Below are 15,691 nucleotides of genomic sequence, written 5' to 3'. Positions count from 1 at the left end.
TTATAGCCAATGTTTTGATCTTGGCAAAATAGTCGCCCCTAACTAAATAGATTATTTTTAGGCCTATCTTGTCATGAGGCATGATGGTCAGGTACGCGCCCGGCAAACCGCCGGGCGCGCCTAGACGCTATTGCAGCAGCGAGATATCCGCCACCCGCAAAAACAGCTTTTGCAGTTGGTCGAGCAGCGTAAGACGATTGACCCGCACCTCGGCATTTTCATCCATGACCATCACCTTATCGAAAAAGGCGTCTACCGGCTCCCGCAGGGCGGCCAGCTCCACCAGCGCTTCCTGGTAACGGCCCTCGGCAAACAGCGGCTCAAGCTTATCGCGCAGCACCTGGAGGTGCGCTGCCAGCTGGATTTCCGCCGCGTCTTTCAGCACCGCGGCCCGCACGTCGTCGTTCAGGGTGTCGGTGGCTTTGGCCAGGATGTTAGACACGCGTTTATTGGCGGCCGCCAGGGATGCCGCCGCGTCCAGGGTGCGGAAATAGCTTACCCCACGTACGCGGGCGTCGAAATCCGCCGGGCGGGTGGGCCGGCGGGCCAGCACCGCCAGGATGGTATCGACGCTATGGCCCTCTTCCTGATACCAGGCGCGGAAGCGGCCGAGCATAAAGTCCACCACATCCTCTACTACGCGGGGATTAGTGAGCTTTTCACCATACTGGCGAGCCGCTTCCTCCGCCAGGGCCGTCAAGTCCAGGGGCAGGCGCTTTTCGACAATGATACGCAATACTCCCAGCGCCGCGCGGCGCAGGGCGAAGGGGTCCTTATCGCCTTTGGGATGCTGGCCGATGCCGAAAATACCGGCCAGGGTATCCATCTTCTCCGCGATGGCCACCGCGCAGGAGACCGGAGTGGAGGGCAGGGCATCGCCGGAAAAACGCGGCTGGTACTGCTCTTTCAGCGCCAGCGCCACGTCTTCCGGCTCGCCGTCATGGCGGGCATAGTGCATGCCCATCACGCCCTGGGTATCGGTGAACTCAACCACCATATTGGTCACAAGGTCGCATTTGGACAGCAGGCCGGCGCGGGCGGCGTGTTCCGCATCCGCGCCAATCTTTCCGGCAACCCAGCCGGAAAGGGATTCGATACGGTCGCTTTTATCGCGCAGGGTGCCGAGCTGCTGCTGGAACAATACCGTATCCAGACGGGGCAGCCGGTCTTGCAGCCGGATTTTCAGGTCGGTGTTGTAGAAAAATTCCGCATCCGCCAGGCGCGGCCGCACCACTTTCTCATTGCCGGAAATCACCTGCCGGGGATCGATGGATGCGATATTGGAGACAAAGATAAAATTCGGCAGCAGCTTTTCCTGCGCGTCATACACCGGGAAATATTTCTGATCCCCTTTCATGGTGTAGACCAGCGCCTCGGGGGGCACCGCAAGGAATTTTTCTTCAAATTTCGCCGTCAGTACCACCGGCCATTCCACCAAAGAAGTCACCTCTTCCAGCAGACTGTCGGTCAAATCGGCTTTGCCGCCGATGCGCGCGGCGGCCGCTTGTGCGTCCCGTTTGATAATCGCTTTACGCTCTTCGTAGTCGGCTATCACCTTGCCGCGTTCCAGCAATAAGGCGGGGTATTGATCGGCGTTATCGATAGTGAATTCGGCTTCACCCATAAAGCGGTGTCCACGCACGGTGCGCCCTGACTCAATGCCCAGCACGCGCCCCGCGATCAGTTCGCTGTCCAGCAATAGCGTAACGGTATGCACCGGACGGATAAACTGCGTATCGCTGTCGCCCCAGCGCATCATGCGAGGAATAGGCAGTTTGCCAAGGGCGGCGGTCACCATGCCCAGCAGCAGTTCTTGCGCGGGTTTGCCTTTAACGGACGCCCGGTAGAGCAGCCACTCCCCTTTATCGGTTTTCTGGCGTTCGGCCTGTTCAACGGTAATGCCGCAGCCGCGCGCCCAGCCCTCGGCCGCCTTGGTGGCATTGCCCGCGGCGTCGAACGCCTGGGAAACGGCGGGACCGCGCTTTTCAATTTCGCTGTCTGCCTGGGCGGCGCCCAGGTCGCTTATCTTGAGCGCCAGGCGGCGGGGGGAGGCGAACCATTTAACCTCGCCGTGGGGCAGGTTGGCGCCGTCAAGCTCGGCGGTAAACAAAGTGGCAAAAGACTGCGCCAGCTGGCGAAGCGCCTTCGGCGGCAGCTCTTCCGTGCCGATTTCCGCCAAAAAAGTATGTTGCGTCATGGCTGCCTCTTATTTCTCGTTCTTTTTACACATCGGGAAACCCAGCGCTTCACGGGAAGCGTAATACGCTTCGGCGACTGCTTTGGTCAGCGTGCGGATGCGCAGGATATAACGCTGGCGTTCGGTAACCGATATGGCCTTGCGGGCATCCAGCAGGTTAAAGCTGTGCGCCGCCTTTAGAATGCGTTCATAGGCCGGCAGCGGCAGCGGCTGATCCAGGGCCAGCAGCTTCTGCGCTTCTTTTTCGTATTGATCAAAGCAGACGAACAGAAAATCGACATCGGCGTATTCAAAGTTGTAGGTGGACTGTTCCACTTCGTTTTGATGGAATACGTCGCCATAGGTCGTCTTGCCCAGCGGGCCATTGCTCCAGGTCAGATCGTAAACGCTGTCCACCCCTTGCAGATACATGGCAAGGCGCTCCAGGCCGTAGGTGATTTCACCGGTTACCGGACGGCACTCCAGCCCGCCCACCTGCTGAAAGTAGGTGAACTGGGTGACTTCCATGCCGTTGAGCCACACTTCCCAGCCAAGACCCCAGGCGCCCAGCGTCGGATTCTCCCAGTTGTCTTCGACGAAGCGGATATCGTTGATGGTGGGATCCAGCCCGACCTCTTTCAGCGAACCGAGATACAGCTCCTGGATATTATCCGGCGAGGGCTTGATGATGACCTGAAATTGGTAATAGTGCTGTAAACGGTTCGGATTTTCACCGTACCGGCCGTCGGTGGGACGGCGGGAGGGCTGGACGTAAGCGGCGGCGATGGGCTCTGGACCCAGCGCCCGCAGGCAGGTCATGGGGTGGGAAGTACCCGCGCCGACTTCCATATCCAGCGGTTGGACAATGGTACAGCCCTGGCGCGCCCAGTAATCCTGCAATGTCAGGATCAGGCCCTGAAAGGTCTTGGGATCAAACTTTTGCATGTTGAATTCGCACGCGATAAAAGTGGATTTATTAAGAATGCGCCAGTATACCCTCTGGCGGTAAGATATACAGCCCGAATGCGGTAACAAGTGTCAATCTCATGGCCGCATTAGATACCGCTTATTATTGTCTGTGTCGAAATCTATTCCACGACGGGGAGGAGGTTGAAAAGTGGCAAAGGTTATCGAGAGCCGGCCCGGCCCGGCCAAAACGGCTTTTAACGGCCCCGGCGCGGCCTTTTACCGGCAGGCGGCAGGATGATCCGGCCCTTTCAATCCGCGGATATGCCGCCTCTGCTGGACCTCTGGCTGGAGAGCACTACCCGGGCGCATCCCTTTATCCACAGCGATTATTGGGTGGAGAGCCTGCCCTTGGTGCGGGATGAGTATTTGCCGCAATCCGTAAGCTGGGTGGATGAACGCGGCGGCAGACTTACCGGTTTTATCAGCGTGCTGATGGATCAATTCATCGGCGCGATCTTTGTATCCCCGGCTTATTATCGACAGGGTATCGGCAGCGCGCTGATGGAAAAGGCCAAACAGCATTATCCGGTGCTGTCATTGGAAGTATACCGATTGAACCGCCCGGCGCGCGCCTTTTATTACCGGCAGGGCTTTCGGGAAATCGGCAGCGCTTTCAGCGTTGAAACCGGCCATCGCATATTGACGCTGCAATGGCGTGAAGACTGAATGATTGTCCCGCTCATGGATGAGCTGAGTAACAAAACCAACACAGTTGTAATTTGAAAGATGACGGGTATGCTGGCGCGAATCCCGCCGATCCCGCATTATAACGGATCCATTGGATAAGCGTTTTTTTTATACCGGGAGAGTTGAGCATTGAACCGCAAGAAGGGCTCCTTCGCGCCGGCACGCGCCACCATCAGCGATGTTGCCAAGGCCGCGAACAGCGGCAAAACCAGCGTATCCCGTTACCTGAACGGTGAGTATCACCGGCTTTCCGACGATATGAAACAGCGTATCGAAGCGGCCATTATCCAATTGGATTATCGTCCCAGCCAGATGGCCCGCAGTCTTAAAGGCGGCCAGACCGGGCTTGTCGGCCTGATTATCGCCGATATCACCAATCCCTACTCCGTCGAGGTGATGCGCGGCATAGAGGCCGCCTGTCGCCAGCACGGCTTCACCCTGCTGGTATGCAACACCAATAATGAGGTTGATCAGGAACGCCATTATCTGCAGCTGCTCAACGGCTACCAGGTGGAAGGTATCGTGGTGAATGCCGTAGGAATGCATGAAGACGCTCTCGGCATGCTGCAGCAATCTTCCCTGCCGATGGTGCTGATTGATCGTAAAATTCCCGGTTTCTCCTGCGATGTGGTGGGGCTGGACAATCGTGAGGCGGCCATCCTCGCCACCGAGCATCTGATTCAGCAGGGATTTGAAGCCATCCTGTTTCTCAGCGAACCGCTGGGCGCGGTAAATACCCGGATTGAACGTTTACAGGCGTTCCGCGATAGCATGGCGGCGCATCCCGACCTTGTGGCCGAGGAGGCGGAAAGCGCACTGGACGACAATGCCGCATTGGACACCATCCTGCAGAAGTTCAATCATCACCATCGCGGAATGCGCAAGGCCATATTATCGGCCAATGGCGCCTTGACGCTGCAAATCGCCCGCACCTTGCGTCGCCTGGATCTGCGCTGGGGCAGCGATATCGGCCTGCTTGGCTTCGATGAGCTGGCCTGGGCGGAACTGGCGGGGGTCGGCATCACCACGTTCCAACAGCCTACTTATCAAATCGGCTATGCCGCCCTCGAACAGCTGTTGAAACGGATCCAGGGCGCCGACGAGCCTATAAGCGAACAGGCGTTCAGCGGCAAGCTGATCGTACGCGGCTCAACCACTCGCTAGCGGGCAAAAGCGGGCTTTAATTCGTGATTATGATCATAAATTTTGCCTATCAAGCTTCTCAATGGAACCGGTCCCATCTAACGTTGAATCATAGCTGGGAAATGCAACCGCCGAGGAGTTAGGATGAAACACGATATTTTCGTGGTCACCGCCGCATATGGCAATGCTACCGTCTCGGCCCTGGGCGGCCAGCGCCCGCTATTGCCTATCATCGCCCAATCCGGCGCGGCCGGCGTGGAAATACGCCGGGAACTTATGACCCAAACCGATCTGAAGCGCCTGCCGGAATTACGGCAGGCCATCGCCGGCTATGGATTACGCTGTTTTTATTCCGCGCCGGAAGCCCTGTTTACCCCTGACGGTTCGCTCAATACCCAGCTGCCGCGTTTATTTGCCGAAGCGAATCAACTTGGCGCCGAGCGGCTAAAATTATCATTAGGCCATTTTTCCGCCGCTGCCGATCTTACCCCTCTGGCGACATTCCCGGCGGGGCGACAAGTCGCGTTAACGGTGGAAAACGATCAGACCGAATGCGGAACGCTGGCTCCGCTGACGGCATTTTTCCAACGGTCGGCCGGCACAGGGCTTCCCATTAATATGACCTTTGATATGGGCAACTGGCATTGGGTCGGCCAGGGGGCGCTTGAGGCCGCCCGAATCCTGGCGGCCCATGTGGGTTATATACACGTCAAAACGGCGGTTGAAGCAAACGGCGGCTGGCGCGCCGTGCCCCCGGACGCCGGCGCGCAGAACTGGCGGCAGTTACTGGCCGCGCTGCCGGACAGCGTCCCGCGCGGTATTGAATTCCCGTTGCAAGGAGAAGATTTGGTCGCCGTTACCCGCCGTTTCGTCAGCTTGTTGCAATAAGCGCGGCGAATAGGCAATGACCCAAATGGAACCGATACCATACGGTCGTATTTACATTTTTTCGATGAGGGCAGCCGCCCCGCTTGCAATAAACCAGTAAACGATTGTCCGTGAATGGAATTGTCTACCTTACCTTACTAAGGAAACATGATGAGCATAGCGAAAATAGCACCAAAGCGCTGGTGGTATATTATGCCGATTGTCTTTATCAGTTACAGTCTGGCATATCTCGATCGGGCTAATTTCAGTTTCGCCTCCGCGGCAGGCATAAATGACGATCTGGGCATTACCAAAACCATTTCATCCCTTCTGGGGGCGTTGTTCTTCCTGGGTTATTTCTTTTTCCAGATACCGGGAGCCATCTATGCGGAACGACGCAGCGTAAAAAAGCTGATTTTCTGGTGCCTGCTGCTCTGGGGCGGCTGCGCCTCTCTGACCGGCATCGTCAGCAATATCCCGATGTTGATGGTGATTCGATTCGCGCTGGGGGTGGTTGAAGCCGCGGTCATGCCGGCGCTGCTGATTTATATCAGTAACTGGTTCACCAAATCCGAACGCTCACGGGCCAATACCTTCCTTATCCTCGGTAATCCGGTAACGGTACTGTGGATGTCGGTGTTATCCGGCTACCTGATTAACTCCTTCGGCTGGCGCGAAATGTTTATTCTCGAAGGCGCTCCCGCCATTATCTGGGCGTTCTGCTGGTGGTTTATGGTGCAGGATAAACCCGCTCAGGCAAAGTGGCTGTCCGAGAGTGAAAAGCAGGCTTTGCAACAGCAGCTGTTAAAAGAACAAGAGGGTATAAAAGCGGTTCATAATTACGCTGAGGCGTTTCGCTCCCGTAATGTCATTATTCTGAGTATTCAATATTTCGCCTGGAGCATCGGTGTTTACGGCTTCGTATTATGGCTGCCGTCCATTTTGCGCAACGGAATGGAGATGGGTATGGTTCAGGCCGGCTGGCTGTCGGCGGTGCCTTATCTGGCGGCCACTATCGCCATGATTCTCGTGTCATGGGCGTCGGATAAGCTGCAGAAAAGAAAAATCTTTGTTTGGCCGCTGCTTTTGATCGGCGCCTTGGCATTTTTGTCTTCCTATATGCTGGGCGCTCATCATTTCTGGGGCTCATATACATTATTGGTCATTGCGGGCGCCGCTATGTACGCCCCGTATGGTCCATTTTTCGCCATCGTGCCCGAAATGCTGCCGCGCAACGTTTCCGGCGGGGCAATGGCGCTTATCAATAGCATGGGAGCCCTCGGTTCGTTTGTCGGCTCCTGGGTGGTGGGATATCTTAACGGCGCCACCGGTTCTCCATCGGCATCCTATATGTTTATGGCCATAGCCCTGCTGGTTTCGGTATGGTTAACGCTTATAGTCAAACCGGCGCAGAATACGCAGCCGCAAACGGCCTAGCGGGGCGGCGGCTATTTCGTTCACCGGCAAAACTGTTATGCTGCTTTCTGTATACCCGAAGGGTATAAAACATATCGCTGAAAGGGGAAAGAGGATGAAACCTGTTGTTGTTGCCTATAAAACATTACCTGAAGATCTGCGTCAACGCTTGGATACGCATTTTGCGGTGACAGAGTTTGAGGGATTAAGCGAAGAAAATTGCAAAAAATATGCTCAGGTACTGCAGAAAGCGCAAGGAATCATCGGTTCAGGCGGCAAATTCGATAAGCAGCGATTGAACCTGCTGCCCAGCCTTAAGGTCGCCTCCACGATATCGGCGGGCTACGATCAATTCGACGTGGAAGAAATGAGCGCACGCGGTATCGCGCTGATGCATACCCCGGACGCCTTGACTGAAACGGTAGCCGATTTGATGATGGCGCTGGTATTGTCCACCGCACGCCGGGTGGTTGATTTGGCTGAACGCACCAAAGCCGGCAAATGGCGCGACAGCGTGGATCCCAGTTGGTATGGCATCGATGTCCACCACAAGACGCTGGGTATCATCGGCATGGGGCGCATTGGCATGGCCCTGGCGCAACGGGCCCACGGGGGATTTTCCATGCCGGTTTTATACAATGCGCGCCATCGGCATGAGCAGGCGGAGCAGCGATTCAACGCCGGCTATCGTGATGTAGACAGCCTGCTGGCAGAGTCCGATTTTGTTTGCATCACCTTGCCCCTGAACGAACAGACCCACCATTTGATCGGCCGCGACCAGCTGGCGAAGATGAAACCCAGCGCCATTTTGATTAACGCCGGACGCGGCCCGGTGGTGGACGAGGAAGCCCTCATCGACGCCCTGAAAAATCATCGTATCCATGCCGCCGGCCTGGATGTCTTTGAGCACGAACCCTTGCCTGCGGATTCCGCGCTGCTGCGCTTGCCCAATGTCGTGGCATTGCCCCATGTGGGTTCCGCCACCCATGAAACACGCTATGACATGGCGGCTACAGCGGTGGAAAATCTTATTACCGCCCTGACCGGCAAAGTGGAACGAAACTGCGTCAATCCGCAGGTTATCCAGTAACCCTGAACGGTCGGATATCGCAGGAAGACGCTTACCCGACCGCACTCAGACAGGGTTATATCGCGAAGGAGCGCCATCCGGCCGTATTTTGAGTCTGAGTCTGCTTTATCGCTGCGAGGCGCCATCCGGCCGCATCCGCCCACGTTTGTGCCGCAACCAGGCAATAACGGCTAACGAACTTCTCGCGAGAGCGTATGATATGCGCTGCCGCGGCATCCCTATGCCCGTGGGATGCGCAAGACCGGTCGCAGATTTTACCGCCGGCGAAAATTGACCTTTGCCGCTATGCAGGCATGTGCTTTACTTTTAACAGCGATATGAATGGAACCAACGCGTTTTGCAAGGACCTACTGAGCAAGGAACTATGATGACCAGCCGTCACGACTATATAAAAATCAGTACCTATATTTTGATGATTTTTTTTATTGCCATCATCATCCCGCTGCATTTATTTCCCTGCTTTGTCGCCGGTTTCCTGGCCTATGAAATCATTTTCGCCATGACACCCTGGTTTGAACGCCTTATCGGCGGTACCAGGGCGAGATGGCTGGTGGTCAGTATCATTGCCGCCGTCGTGGTAATCGTGTTGACCATCGCCATCGTCAGCCTGGTGAGCTTCCTGACCTCGAACATCCAGCGCGGCATTGATATAACGTCCGAAACGAACCGGATTTTTTCCGGCATCAAAAACCGCATCCCCGCGAGTTTCCCCGCTTTCCTGCCGGAAAGCGCCGAAGAGCTTAAAAACGAAGTGTTCGCGCTGGTGGAAAAAAACCTCATCACTATCAGGAACATGGGGCGCAGCTTTCTGCATGGCTTTATCACCATTCTGATTGGCTTGATTATCGGCGCCATCATTTCGTTGAACAAACCTTCCGGACGCACTACCTACTTTCGGGAACAGCTGCTGCAGCGCATCCAGAATTTATCCAGCTCCTTTCGCAATATCGTGTTTGCGCAAATCAAGGTGTCTTTAGTCAATACTGTCCTCACGTCCATTTTGATCTTTGTTATCTTTCCCCTATTCAAGATTCATTTGCCGCTGTCCAAGACGCTGGTGGTGGCAACGTTTATTTTTGGTTTACTACCGATAATAGGGAACCTGATCTCAAATTTCATGTTTATCATCTCGGCGCTATCAATCTCCTTGCCGGTGGGCGGGGTGATGCTTTTGTACCTGATACTCATCCACAAGCTGGAGTATTTTCTCAACGCGGAGATCGTCGGTAACCGGATCCAGGCTAAATCCTGGGAGCTGCTATTGGCTATGCTGGTATTCGAAGCCGCTTTTGGATTGGAGGGACTGGTGGCTGCGCCTATCTATTACGCCTATCTTAAAACCGAGCTGCGCAGCCTGGACCTGATTTAACTTTTTTCGGCCGTTAAAATAGTGGTTGCCTGGCGCAGCAAGGGCGGTATGGTATCACCACGTCCCTCATCAACCTTTAACATATAAATAACATGGCTTTTTCGCTTTTCGGAACCAAATTCACCCGCCATTCGGGCATTGCCCAGCTCATGGACGATATGAACGACGGGCTGCGCACCCCTGGGGCGATTATGCTCGGAGGGGGCAATCCTGCGGCCATTCCGGCGATGGAAACATATTTTCATGATCTTTGCCGGTCCATGTTGGATGAAGGCACCCTAGGCGAAGCATTATGCAATTACGACGGTCCGCAGGGGAAAAACGTGTTGCTGACCGCGTTGGCGGCCTTGCTGCGCCAGGAGCTCGGCTGGGCGGTCAGCGAAAAAAATATTGCGCTGGCCAATGGCAGCCAGAGCGCTTTTTTCTATTTATTCAATCTTTTCGCGGGACGAGCGCAAGACGGCAGCCTGAAAAAGGTGCTGTTCCCGCTGGCGCCGGAATATCTGGGATATGCCGATGCCGGGTTGGAAGAAGATATGTTCGTTTCAACCAAGCCGAACATTGCCCGCTTGCCGGACGGCCAGTTTAAATACCATGTTGATTTCGAGCATCTGCAGGTGGGTGAGGATATTGGTCTGATTTGCGTTTCTCGCCCCACCAACCCCACCGGCAACGTGATTACAGACCAGGAGCTGCTGCGCCTGGATGAGCTGGCCCGACAGCACAATATTCCTTTATTAATCGACAATGCCTATGGACTGCCGTTCCCGGGTATTATCTTCAGCGAAGCCACGCCGCTGTGGAATTCCAATATCATTCTATGCATGAGTCTGTCTAAGCTGGGATTACCCGGCGTGCGCTGCGGTATTGTGATTGCCGATGAAGAGGTGATTTCCGCTATCAGCAATATGAACGGCATCATCAGCCTGGCCCCCGGCGGCCTTGGGCCGGCACTGGCCGCCGCCATGATCCGCCGTGGCGATCTGATGTCTTTGGCCACCGACGTCATTCGGCCTTTTTACCAGCGGCGCGTGACGCAGACTATCGCCACGCTGCGGCGCTATCTGCCGCCGGAGCGCTGCCTGATCCACAAACCGGAGGGGGCCATTTTTTTATGGCTGTGGTTCCAAAACCTGCCCATTACCACCGAGATGCTATATCAACGGCTGAAAATGCGCGGTGTATTAATGGTGCCGGGCCACTATTTTTTCCCCGGTCTTGAGCCGGACTGGCCCCATGCTCATCAATGCATGCGCATGAATTATGTCCCGGAGGCCGATAAAATCGAAAGGGGCATCGCCATTTTGGCGGAAGAAGTGGAGCGGGCGCACAGGGAAGCGGCCGCTGAATAATGTGTCGGTAATAGCGTCGTAGGATTGTCTTTAACGCAAAAACCGCGCCGCATCCCATCGAATAGCTCTTCGGATAGGATGTGGCGCAGTAGGTAATGTTATGCCCGCGGGCGGTTCAGCCCTTGCACACCTGGGGCGTACAACGCGGTCGAATGTTTTATTGCCCGTCCGCCTGGTGTTCCAGCACCGGGGACCGTTCGCCGCTGCTGATGGCGATACGGCGGGGCTGCAAGGATTCGGGAACATGGCGTTCCAAATCGATATGCAATAAGCCGTTGGTAAATTCGGCGTGGGTTATGGACATATGTTCGGCCAGGGTAAAGCTCAGGGAGAAAGGCTTGCTGACCAGGCCATGGTGGAGATATTCCACCTTCTTCTCCGGCACCAGGGGTTTGCCGGCGATGCTTAAACGCGGGCCTTCAACCTCGATAGTCAGATCTTCCTGCCGGAACCCGGCCAATGCCAGCGAAATGCGATAATGGTTATCGTCGCTTTTTTCGATGTTATAGGGCGGGAAGCTAAAGTCATCCTGATTGCCCTGCATGCTGCTGGCTAATTTATCAAAACCGATCCACTGGCGTAATAGTGGAGAGAGATCATAGTTACGCATCATATTTACTCCTTCTTTGAAGCGAGATAATCTGTAATACCCATTATCTTTAGGGTATATAGATAGGGTTAAGCTTGCCCCCGTTTACGGCAGGCGGATGTTATTACATACTGTGGCTGCGGAGCGCGGCCAGTTTACTTGATTTCAATACGGCGCGGTTTCAACGTTTCCGGAACCACACGCTCTAAATCGATATAGAGCAATCCATTTTCCAAATTTGCGCCTTTAATTTGGATATGTTCAGCTAATTGGAATTTACGTTCGAAATTGCGCTCGGCGATGCCTTGATACAAATAGTTGCGTTCCGTGGGCTCGTCCCCATGGGCGCCTTTTACCGTCAACAGGTTGTCATGGGCGGTAATATCGAGCTCATGTTCGGCAAAACCTGCTACAGCAATGGCGACGCGATATTGGTTTTCATTTACCAATTCCACATTATAGGGAGGATAACCGCCGTTACTTTGGGTCTGCCCGGATTCAAGCAGGTTGACCAGCCGATCAAAACCAATGGCCGAACGGTAGAGAGGTGATAAATCAAAATTACGCATGGTTAAAGCCTCCAGCAATCAGCGAGGTGGTAAACAACCTTCCGGATGGACAGGTCGGTGACCAAATACCCTTACGGCATATTTTTCCCGGCCACAACTATAAAATGGCGCCGGCCGTAATTTTTTCAAGGGGGAATACGAAAAAAATATCGCAGATTGAGGGAAATCAGATTGAGAAGAGTTTATTATAACTTACACTGAATAGGCCGTAGCAGCAGCATATTTACTCATTCCGACTAATGCGTAGCCATCAAATTATTATGACAAAAATGGATGCAGAGAAACTATGTTAAAACAGACATTGCTCTTTCTCACGGCAAGCTGCGCATTAATGGGCAGCACAGGGTGTTCAAGTGTGATGACCCATACCGGCCCCAACCAGGGTTATTATCCCGGAACCCGAGCCAGCATGGCAGTATTGGAAGATGACGATACTAATTGGAGCATGATCCCCTTTGCGGCAATTGATTTACCGTTTTCCGCAGTGCTCGACACCATGCTGCTGCCCTATGATTACCTGCGCCGAAACAGCGATAAACGCCTTGATTCACCCCGAGAACGCATGCTGCATGGCGCCTCCTCAGCCAACGCTGATAATCCCCCCGCCGCCAATTAGCCCGATTAGCCCGATTAGCCCGATTAGCCAGGGTAACGGCGAATTTTTTTATCCGCCGCCATCCCTTTCGCTGTCAGCACCAGGGACGCATTATCTTCACCGCCTGCTGCAAATCCTCATACATGCGCAGATAAACCTGATATTTCGCCTGGTGGAAAGCGGCTTGGCCGGCATCCGCTGCACATATTGATCCGGGCCGCACCAGCGCCTGGGCGGCCTCGGTCAAGGTGGGATAAGTTTGAGCGGCAACCGCCCCCAATAACGCGGCCCCCAGCGTCACCACGTCGTCTTCCGCCGACAACTCTATATCGCAACCGGTGACATTGGCATACTCACGCAGCCACAGGGGATTCTTTGTCGCACCGCCGCATATCATCAACCGGGTAATGTGATGACCGGCCTGATTCATGGCATCGATAATATGGCGGGTACCATAGGCAATGGACTGAAGCGTGGCGAGATAGAGCCGGGCCAGGGCATCCGGTCCCTCTTCAAGGGTAAGGCCGATAACCGCGCCGCGGGCATGGGGGTTGGAGCGGGGGGAACGGTTGCCGTAGTGATCCGCCAACACATGCAGCTGCCGGGTGGGCAGGGGTTCCCGCTGTTCCAGAGCGGCCACCCATCGATTAAGCAGGGTATATTCATTGCAGTGTTCCAGCGCCGCTTGCTGCTGCAGGAGCGGCCAGGCGGCATGTTGCCGCAGCGTCCAGTCCACCAGGGCCCCGGCGGCGCTTTGCCCCCCCTCGCTAAGCCACCAATCCGGCAACATCGCGCCCCAATACGGTCCCCAGACACCGGGGACATGTATCTCTTTTTGATTTACCAGCATATGGCAGTTAGACGTACCGCTGATAATCGCCAGCGTCCCTTCGGGACGTGAGCTCACCAGCGCCAGGCCGCCGGCATGGGCATCTATAATGCCGCCGGCCACGATAACAGCGGTTGTCAGGCCGCATTGGCTTGCCGCCGTTTCGCTCAGGGTGCCTGCCGGTTGGCCCAGTTCAAGGATGGTTGACGGCACTTTTTCCAATAAATCCGTTAATCCGACGGCCTGTAAAAGCGATGTGCTAAAGCGGTGCTCATGGGCCAGATAGTTCCATTTGCAGGTCAGGGTGCATACACTGGCAACATCGGCGCCGGTGGCGCGCCATACCAGGAAATCAGCCAAATCAAACAGGCGCCGGGCGCGCTGGTATCGATCGGGGAAATGCCGCTTAAGCCATAATACTTTCGGCAGCTCCATTTCAACGCTCACCTCTCCGCCCACGTAGGCAAGCGCTTCATCGCCGGTGGCATTAATTGCCTGAGCTTCCTCTACCGCCCGATGATCCATCCACATGACGATATCGCGCTCGGCTTCCCCGCCTTCAGATACGGAAATACCTTGCCCACTGCCATCCACCATCACCAGCGAGCATGTGGCGTCAAAGCCCAGCGAAACCACCGAGTCCGGCGCTACCCCGGCCTCTTTTACCGCCTCTTTGATGGCCTCACAGGCCTGAGACCAGATTTGCCGTGATGATTGCTCCACCACGCCCGGGCGCGGGTGATATTGTTGAATCGGGCGCACAGCAAAAGCCAGCCGCTGACCCTGCCCGTCAAAAATGCCCGCGCGGACGCTGGCGGATCCCACATCCACGCCGATAAAACATGGGTTTTTCATAGATTTCTCCATAACTACCACGAGTTAGCATTCTAACTAAAGAGCATGATGAACAACAAAATATTTAACAAAAAACTGTGAGATGGATCTAGCATACCCGCTATTGATGGAATCTTTATTGAAAAAAAATTTATATATTCTGTGTTATATTTTTTAACCTTAAAAAGGAAGAAATTTGCTGGCAATTAATTCATTAAAAATAGTTATTTTACCTTATTTAAGTTAAGACTTATTATAACAATTAAACAGTATAATAACATTATGGAGATAAATAAAAATGAACACTATAGGTTCCCTTGCCGGTTGGGAAAAAACTCATGGGGAAGGTTACGATGTCAGTTTTAATGGCAATTATGTTAAGCTGAAGATGGGACTCAAAGAAGCTTACAATGTAGATATGAAATCCCATGAAACGCACCAGCATCAAGGTGGGAGCAGCGAAAAACATACAAAAAACATATATATTTTTAGCTTGGTTCAGTCAAACCGTTCTGAACAAGAGTTATCAAAAAAAGAGGATAACCTTCCTCTTGATTTATCCATAGCAAGAAAAAACGACCTTTGTTGTGGTGAAGATAACAAACCTTCCTCATCATTTCAGATTGAAAAAGCAAAAGATTTATTACTTCAAACGCAACATGGCATTAAACTTAAAAAAAATAATAAGCCGCATCACCGCTGTATTGCCAGCCATAAAGCAAGAAGCCGTGATGAACAGTGTTCTATCGTACTTGAGGCTTGCCACCCATATTCTAACTGTAGCAGGGTGGCTAAAATACACGACATTCCGCATCAATATATATTTTCATGGTGTAAAAAGCATTTTTCCATGTCCATCACAGAGTTAAAAAAAATTCTGGAATATATTTATCAAAATCCTTCAGATAATAAAACTCCCTTTTTGGCACTGGATACCATAATTCATTCTTATGAGTTAAAAAAAAAGAGAAAAACTTTTACTACATTAGAAAAAGAAAAGATTGTTCAAGAAGCTTGCGGCATTAAAAAGCCTGTATATGAGGTCGCCAAACATTACAATATTTGTTGTACTAACATTCACCGCTGGTGTAGAGAATTACACAACATGACTTTAGAAAATTATAGAAAAAATAGGTTATAAATCCGAGACTGACAAAGAAAAAAAATACCGAATAATTATGGTTAGGAACCTTTATGGACAAGGCC

At 53.6% G+C, this 15,691-nt stretch carries 14 protein-coding genes; 9 read left to right on the top strand and 5 right to left on the bottom strand.

Going from position 1 to position 15,691, the window contains the following annotated elements:
• Window positions 1–127: 127 nt before the first annotated feature.
• Window positions 128–2,197 (bottom strand): glycine--tRNA ligase subunit beta, encoded by a 2,070-nt coding sequence (glyS, locus tag ACL2XJ_RS08230; protein WP_413726191.1) that lies wholly within the window; start codon window positions 2,195–2,197, stop codon window positions 128–130.
• Between the two features lie 9 nt (window positions 2,198–2,206).
• Window positions 2,207–3,121, bottom strand: a complete 915-nt coding sequence (gene glyQ, locus ACL2XJ_RS08225) for a glycine--tRNA ligase subunit alpha (protein WP_132924048.1) — start codon at window positions 3,119–3,121, stop codon at window positions 2,207–2,209.
• 258 nt (window positions 3,122–3,379) lie between these two features.
• Here glyQ and ACL2XJ_RS08220 point away from each other — a divergent pair, with 258 nt between their 5' ends.
• The 7 genes from ACL2XJ_RS08220 to ACL2XJ_RS08190 all read left to right on the top strand — a co-directional run bounded on the left by ACL2XJ_RS08220 (window position 3,380) and on the right by ACL2XJ_RS08190 (window position 11,069).
• Window positions 3,380–3,811, top strand: a complete 432-nt coding sequence (locus ACL2XJ_RS08220; protein WP_203524279.1) for an N-acetyltransferase — start codon at window positions 3,380–3,382, stop codon at window positions 3,809–3,811.
• A 150-nt stretch (window positions 3,812–3,961) separates the two neighbouring features.
• Window positions 3,962–4,996: a LacI family DNA-binding transcriptional regulator gene (locus ACL2XJ_RS08215; protein WP_413726190.1), complete on the top strand. Its 1,035-nt coding sequence runs from the start codon at window positions 3,962–3,964 to the stop codon at window positions 4,994–4,996.
• 123 nt (window positions 4,997–5,119) lie between these two features.
• Complete coding sequence (locus ACL2XJ_RS08210; RefSeq protein ID WP_413726189.1) at window positions 5,120–5,863, top strand: sugar phosphate isomerase/epimerase family protein; 744 nt, start codon at window positions 5,120–5,122, stop codon at window positions 5,861–5,863.
• Between the two features lie 150 nt (window positions 5,864–6,013).
• Entirely contained in the window at window positions 6,014–7,279 is a 1,266-nt protein-coding gene (locus ACL2XJ_RS08205; protein WP_413726867.1) for an MFS transporter, read from the top strand.
• Window positions 7,280–7,373: 94 nt separating this feature from the next.
• Complete coding sequence (ghrB, locus tag ACL2XJ_RS08200; RefSeq protein WP_203524275.1) at window positions 7,374–8,348, top strand: glyoxylate/hydroxypyruvate reductase GhrB; 975 nt, start codon at window positions 7,374–7,376, stop codon at window positions 8,346–8,348.
• 367 nt (window positions 8,349–8,715) lie between these two features.
• Window positions 8,716–9,717 (top strand): AI-2E family transporter, encoded by a 1,002-nt coding sequence (locus ACL2XJ_RS08195; RefSeq protein ID WP_132927929.1) that lies wholly within the window; start codon window positions 8,716–8,718, stop codon window positions 9,715–9,717.
• Window positions 9,718–9,809: 92 nt separating this feature from the next.
• Window positions 9,810–11,069: a valine--pyruvate transaminase gene (locus tag ACL2XJ_RS08190; protein ID WP_132924054.1), complete on the top strand. Its 1,260-nt coding sequence runs from the start codon at window positions 9,810–9,812 to the stop codon at window positions 11,067–11,069.
• A 157-nt stretch (window positions 11,070–11,226) separates the two neighbouring features.
• On the opposite strand, the gene ibpB is transcribed toward ACL2XJ_RS08190, so the two are convergent.
• Both ibpB and ibpA read right to left on the bottom strand, forming a co-directional pair.
• Window positions 11,227–11,679 carry a small heat shock chaperone IbpB gene (gene ibpB, locus ACL2XJ_RS08185; RefSeq protein ID WP_203524311.1) on the bottom strand — a complete coding sequence of 151 codons (453 nt, stop codon included), beginning with the start codon at window positions 11,677–11,679 and terminating at the stop codon, window positions 11,227–11,229.
• A gap of 134 nt (window positions 11,680–11,813) precedes the next feature.
• On the bottom strand, window positions 11,814–12,227 hold the full coding sequence (gene ibpA / locus ACL2XJ_RS08180; RefSeq protein WP_413726188.1) for a small heat shock chaperone IbpA: 414 nt from the start codon (window positions 12,225–12,227) through the stop codon (window positions 11,814–11,816).
• A 286-nt stretch (window positions 12,228–12,513) separates the two neighbouring features.
• Between ibpA and ACL2XJ_RS08175 the strand changes: the two genes are divergently transcribed.
• Window positions 12,514–12,843 carry a YceK/YidQ family lipoprotein gene (locus ACL2XJ_RS08175; RefSeq protein WP_132924056.1) on the top strand — a complete coding sequence of 110 codons (330 nt, stop codon included), beginning with the start codon at window positions 12,514–12,516 and terminating at the stop codon, window positions 12,841–12,843.
• Between the two features lie 73 nt (window positions 12,844–12,916).
• On the opposite strand, the gene ACL2XJ_RS08170 is transcribed toward ACL2XJ_RS08175, so the two are convergent.
• Window positions 12,917–14,506 carry an FGGY-family carbohydrate kinase gene (locus ACL2XJ_RS08170; protein WP_413726187.1) on the bottom strand — a complete coding sequence of 530 codons (1,590 nt, stop codon included), beginning with the start codon at window positions 14,504–14,506 and terminating at the stop codon, window positions 12,917–12,919.
• Window positions 14,507–14,783: 277 nt separating this feature from the next.
• Between ACL2XJ_RS08170 and ACL2XJ_RS08165 the strand changes: the two genes are divergently transcribed.
• Entirely contained in the window at window positions 14,784–15,626 is an 843-nt protein-coding gene (locus tag ACL2XJ_RS08165; protein ID WP_413726186.1) for a transposase, read from the top strand.
• Window positions 15,627–15,691 lie beyond the last annotated feature (65 nt).

The organism is Sodalis sp. RH16, assembly GCF_047324245.1.
Classification (GTDB): domain Bacteria; phylum Pseudomonadota; class Gammaproteobacteria; order Enterobacterales; family Enterobacteriaceae; genus Acerihabitans; species Acerihabitans ligni.
The sequence above is the reverse complement of the archived record's forward strand: the minus strand, read 5'-3'. Positions and strand labels throughout refer to the sequence as shown.

What these genes read in the sequence shown, in the direction of transcription:
- glyS (WP_413726191.1), bottom strand. Translation starts at nt 2,197, where the DNA reads ATGACGCAACATACTTTTTTGGCGGAAATCGGCACGGAAGAGCTGCCG.
- glyQ (WP_132924048.1), bottom strand. Translation starts at nt 3,121, where the DNA reads ATGCAAAAGTTTGATCCCAAGACCTTTCAGGGCCTGATCCTGACATTG.
- ACL2XJ_RS08220 (WP_203524279.1), top strand. Translation starts at nt 3,380, where the DNA reads ATGATCCGGCCCTTTCAATCCGCGGATATGCCGCCTCTGCTGGACCTC.
- ACL2XJ_RS08210 (WP_413726189.1), top strand. Translation starts at nt 5,120, where the DNA reads ATGAAACACGATATTTTCGTGGTCACCGCCGCATATGGCAATGCTACC.
- ACL2XJ_RS08205 (WP_413726867.1), top strand. Translation starts at nt 6,014, where the DNA reads ATGAGCATAGCGAAAATAGCACCAAAGCGCTGGTGGTATATTATGCCG.
- ghrB (WP_203524275.1), top strand. Translation starts at nt 7,374, where the DNA reads ATGAAACCTGTTGTTGTTGCCTATAAAACATTACCTGAAGATCTGCGT.
- ACL2XJ_RS08195 (WP_132927929.1), top strand. Translation starts at nt 8,716, where the DNA reads ATGACCAGCCGTCACGACTATATAAAAATCAGTACCTATATTTTGATG.
- ACL2XJ_RS08190 (WP_132924054.1), top strand. Translation starts at nt 9,810, where the DNA reads ATGGCTTTTTCGCTTTTCGGAACCAAATTCACCCGCCATTCGGGCATT.
- ibpB (WP_203524311.1), bottom strand. Translation starts at nt 11,679, where the DNA reads ATGCGTAACTATGATCTCTCTCCACTATTACGCCAGTGGATCGGTTTT.
- ibpA (WP_413726188.1), bottom strand. Translation starts at nt 12,227, where the DNA reads ATGCGTAATTTTGATTTATCACCTCTCTACCGTTCGGCCATTGGTTTT.
- ACL2XJ_RS08175 (WP_132924056.1), top strand. Translation starts at nt 12,514, where the DNA reads ATGTTAAAACAGACATTGCTCTTTCTCACGGCAAGCTGCGCATTAATG.
- ACL2XJ_RS08170 (WP_413726187.1), bottom strand. Translation starts at nt 14,506, where the DNA reads ATGAAAAACCCATGTTTTATCGGCGTGGATGTGGGATCCGCCAGCGTC.
- ACL2XJ_RS08165 (WP_413726186.1), top strand. Translation starts at nt 14,784, where the DNA reads ATGAACACTATAGGTTCCCTTGCCGGTTGGGAAAAAACTCATGGGGAA.